The 1,255-nt window shown below is 73.1% G+C and carries 1 protein-coding gene; it reads left to right on the forward strand.

Annotation, left to right across the window (positions count from 1 at the left end; translation table 11 throughout):
- A partial coding sequence (locus FV228_RS30135) for an IS4 family transposase (RefSeq protein WP_147857776.1) occupies window positions 1-1,245 on the forward strand: 1,245 nt, incomplete at its 5' end.
- Window positions 1,246-1,255: the final 10 nt, after the last annotated feature.

Below are 1,255 nucleotides of genomic sequence, written 5' to 3' on the forward strand. Positions count from 1 at the left end.
CAGCATCGCGGTCGCCAGTACGAGCGCGATCTGCTGTTCTCGACGGTGGTCGAGCTGATGATGCTGGTGGTGGTCGGCCTGCAGCCGTCGCTGCATGCGGCCGCCCGCCAGAGCCGGGATCTGCCGGTGTCGCTGGCAGCGCTGTACGATAAGATCAAGCGGACCGATCCGGATCTGCTGGGCGCCCTGGTGCGGGCGAGCGCCGAGCGGCTCGAGCCGGTGCTGGCGGAGCTGGGGCCGGGTCCGGCCCGGCTTCCGGGTTACGCGCTGCGGGTGATCGACGGCAATCACCTGCCGGCCAGCGAGAAGCGCCTGACGGCGTTGCGCGCTTGCCCCGGCGCGGCGCTGCCGGGGACGGCGATCGTGGTCTACGATCCCGACAGCGGCCTGGTGACCGACCTGGTGGCGGGTGAGGACGCCTATGAGCACGAGCGCGTCCTGAGCCGGGCCCTGTTCGAGCGGGCCGAGCCCGGGCAGGTCTGGATCGGCGACCGGCACTTCTGCCCCGGCGCGCTGCTGCGGGGTTGGGACGCGGCCGGCGCCGGCTTCATCGTGCGCGAGCACGCGCGCCATCCGCGGCTGAGCGGTGAGAGCGCCTGGCGCAAAGCCGGCCGGACCGAGACCGGCCGCCTGCGCGAGCAGGCGATCACGCTGGCGGATCCGGGCGCGCAGGCCGCCCCGTGGCGGCGGATCGAGCTCACCCTCGACCGGCCGAGCCAGGCGGGGGAGCGGATCCTGCGGGTCTGGACCAACCTGCCGGCCCAGGTGAGCGCGGCTCAGATCGCGCAGGCCTACCGGGACCGCTGGCGCATCGAGGGGATGTTCCAGCGCCTGGAGCGCGTGCTGCACAGCGAGATCACCAGCCTGGGCCATCCGCGCGCGGCCCTGCTCGGCTTCGGCGTGGCGCTGCTGGCCTACAACGTGCTGGCGCTGATCGAGCGCTGCGTGGAGCGGGCGCAGACCGCCGCCGGGAAGCCGGCCCCGACGGTGTCGCTGTATCACCTCGCCCTGCAGGTCCGCAGCGGTTACGAGGGCCTGCGCATCGCCCTGCCGGCCGACTGCGCGACGGGACCCGCGGGCGATCCCAAGGCCCTGGCCGCGCGCCTGCTGAGCCTGGCCCGGCGCATCGACCCCAAACGCGTGGCCGCCAGCCAGCGAAAACCCAAGCCGCGGTCTACCGAGCCCGCACGCCAGACCAACGCCCATGTCGCAACCGCCAGGGTTCTGGCAAATCAAACACCTTGAAAGGGCTGGG

The sequence above is a fragment of the Methylobacterium sp. WL18 genome (assembly GCF_008040015.1).
GTDB lineage: Bacteria > Pseudomonadota > Alphaproteobacteria > Rhizobiales > Beijerinckiaceae > Methylobacterium > Methylobacterium mesophilicum.